This window comes from Amycolatopsis sp. (assembly GCF_035276945.1).
Classification (GTDB): Bacteria; Actinomycetota; Actinomycetes; order Mycobacteriales; family Pseudonocardiaceae; genus Amycolatopsis_E.
Genome location: NZ_DATELF010000169.1, coordinates 1 through 2,198 on the forward strand (window position 1 = coordinate 1; position 2,198 = coordinate 2,198).

The 2,198-nt window shown below is 66.6% G+C and carries 2 protein-coding genes and 1 pseudogene; 2 read left to right on the top strand and 1 reads right to left on the bottom strand.

Going from position 1 to position 2,198, the window contains the following annotated elements:
• The first annotated feature begins 157 nt into the window (after positions 1–157).
• Positions 158–829: a hypothetical protein gene (locus tag VJT49_RS30405; protein WP_324168409.1), complete on the top strand. Its 672-nt coding sequence runs from the start codon at positions 158–160 to the stop codon at positions 827–829.
• 342 nt (positions 830–1,171) lie between these two features.
• On the opposite strand, the gene VJT49_RS30410 is transcribed toward VJT49_RS30405, so the two are convergent.
• On the bottom strand, positions 1,172–1,453 hold the full coding sequence (locus VJT49_RS30410) for a hypothetical protein (RefSeq protein WP_324168410.1): 282 nt from the start codon (positions 1,451–1,453) through the stop codon (positions 1,172–1,174).
• 77 nt (positions 1,454–1,530) lie between these two features.
• Here VJT49_RS30410 and VJT49_RS30415 point away from each other — a divergent pair.
• Positions 1,531–2,198 (top strand): annotated as a pseudogene (locus tag VJT49_RS30415) (transposase domain-containing protein); the annotation flags it as partial.

The window sequence follows — 2,198 nt, forward strand, 5'->3', positions numbered from 1 at the left end:
CGCGACCGGAAGGGTGGGCTTTCGGCCCGATTTCCCCTACGAGGTGGTCTGAATGGGTGGCCTCATTGTGCCGAATGGGCGAGATTTGGTCTGGTTTGGCAACAGCCGGCACGGCTTCGCGACCTATCCGGCTGACGTCGAGTCTTAAAGGGGCCACATGTGCAAGGCCGTATTTTTCCGCACCCCACTGCCCGCGCTGGTCGTGAGCATCGCGCTGCTGGCCGGCGTCGTCGCCTGCCAGGGTGAGAGCGGCGGCGACAGCGGCGGGACGGTCCAGATCACCTACCAGCCCGACTTCCTCCCCATCGCGGTGTCGATCGACGACCACGGCAACCTCTCGCTCAGCCTCAACAAGCAGTACGTGACCCCGATCGGGACCTTCTCACTGTCGGCAACGCCCTCGCCGACGATGGACCCTGGCGATGACGTTCTCCTGACGCTCCGCCACATACTCCACGGCGAGTGGGTGGAGTCGCTCTTCCGCCTGGTCGGCTTGGGAAAGGCGAACACGGACCTGGCCGTGTCCGGCGATCCGGGAGTCCGCCAGGCCGGCGACCGGAGGAAGACGACACTCGAAGTCCCGCCCGGCACCCACCACTTGCGGGTCGACGTCACCGATCACTCCGCGGTCAAGACGCCGCCGCCGACTTCGGTGACGAAGTGGTCCGAACCCCCGCCGACTTCGGTGACGACATCTCCCAAGCCACCGCCGACCGGGTCCGGTACCGCGTCCGCCGCGCCTTCCTCCACCAGCGCCAAGCGGACGACCACGAGCGGGAACGGGTCGTCCCCGTCGCGCCCCGGAGCGGTTACCAGCACGGGCGGCTGAATCGCCACCCAACCGGCTTCAGACCGGCCTCAGCCTGCAACTGGCTGATCAGCTCACCCTGCGGCGTCCTGAGTCCGCATTCGCTCCGTCCGCAAACGGATCATCTCGGGCCGGCTCGCCAACTGCCCGGCCTACCCCGCGGCAACGCCTTTCGCGAGGCAAGCAACTCGTCCTTGCCGCGACGATCTCACGCAGACGAGCGTTCACCCCGAACAGATCGGACACATCTGCTCCGAAACCCCATTCCCGGCGGGGATCGACGAACGAGCGCGATGCGAAACCGTCCGGACAGCTATGACAAGCACGGTGCGAGCGCGCCCACCCCTCGGCCGTAGCACTCCTTCAGATCAGATAAATGATCTCCGTACCCAGCCGATTTGACACCCCGCGCCGGCGGCCAAAGGCGGGCCCGCGAAACCGGACCTGGCGCGCGACCTGCTCGACATGATCGCCGAACACTTTCCCGACTGTGAGATCCATGCCGTAAGCGATGCCGCCTACGGGTGCGGTTCCTTCGCCGGTTTCGGCGACGGGATGACCATGACCACCCGGGCCAAGGTCAACGCCACCTTCTACGAACTCGCCCCGGCCCGGACCCAATGCCACGTAGACTAAGTTGATCATCCTGGTGGGGTGTGGGTTTCGGGGTGTCCGGTGTGGCTGAGTGACTGTCGCGGTTCGGGTTGTTTTGATCACGGGTCATGACGGCAGATGTGCGTGATCGTCCGGTGGTGCGCCCGGACCAGGTGACTCTCGGGGTGCTGGTCAGCGAAGTGTCTCGTGACGCGGTCGATGACGCGGTGAGCGTGTGTGGGGTGCGGGAGAAGCGATCGGACGGCAAACTACCCGCGCACGTGACCACGTATCTGACGCTGGGGCTGGCCTTGTTCCCGACGATGACTATGAGGAGGTCGCGACCAAGGTCACGGGGTCGCTGGAGGAGTTCGGCTGCTGGAACGCGGCCTGGAGCGTCCCGACATCCAGCGCGGTCACTCAGGCCCGCAAACGGTTGGGCCGCAAGCTGTTCGGCGAACTGTTCGAGCGCACCTGCGGGCCGGTCGCCGGCCAGGCGGACTCGACTGCCCAGGTCACGGCGTTGGGGGCAGCCCGGGGAGCGTTCCTGAGGTCGTGGCGGCTGCTGGCTATCGACGGGTTCGAGGTCGATCTGCCCGACAGTAAGGAGAACGCCGCCGAGTTCGGGTACGCCGGGTCGGGTGAGAACCGGTCGGCGTTCCCCAAGGCCCGGGTGGTGGCACTGGCCGAGTGCGGCACCCACGCCTTCGTCGCGGCCGAGATCGACGCCTACCGTGTCGGGGAGAAAACCCTGGCCAACCGGTTGTATCCCCGGCTGCGCGCCGATGAGTTGCTC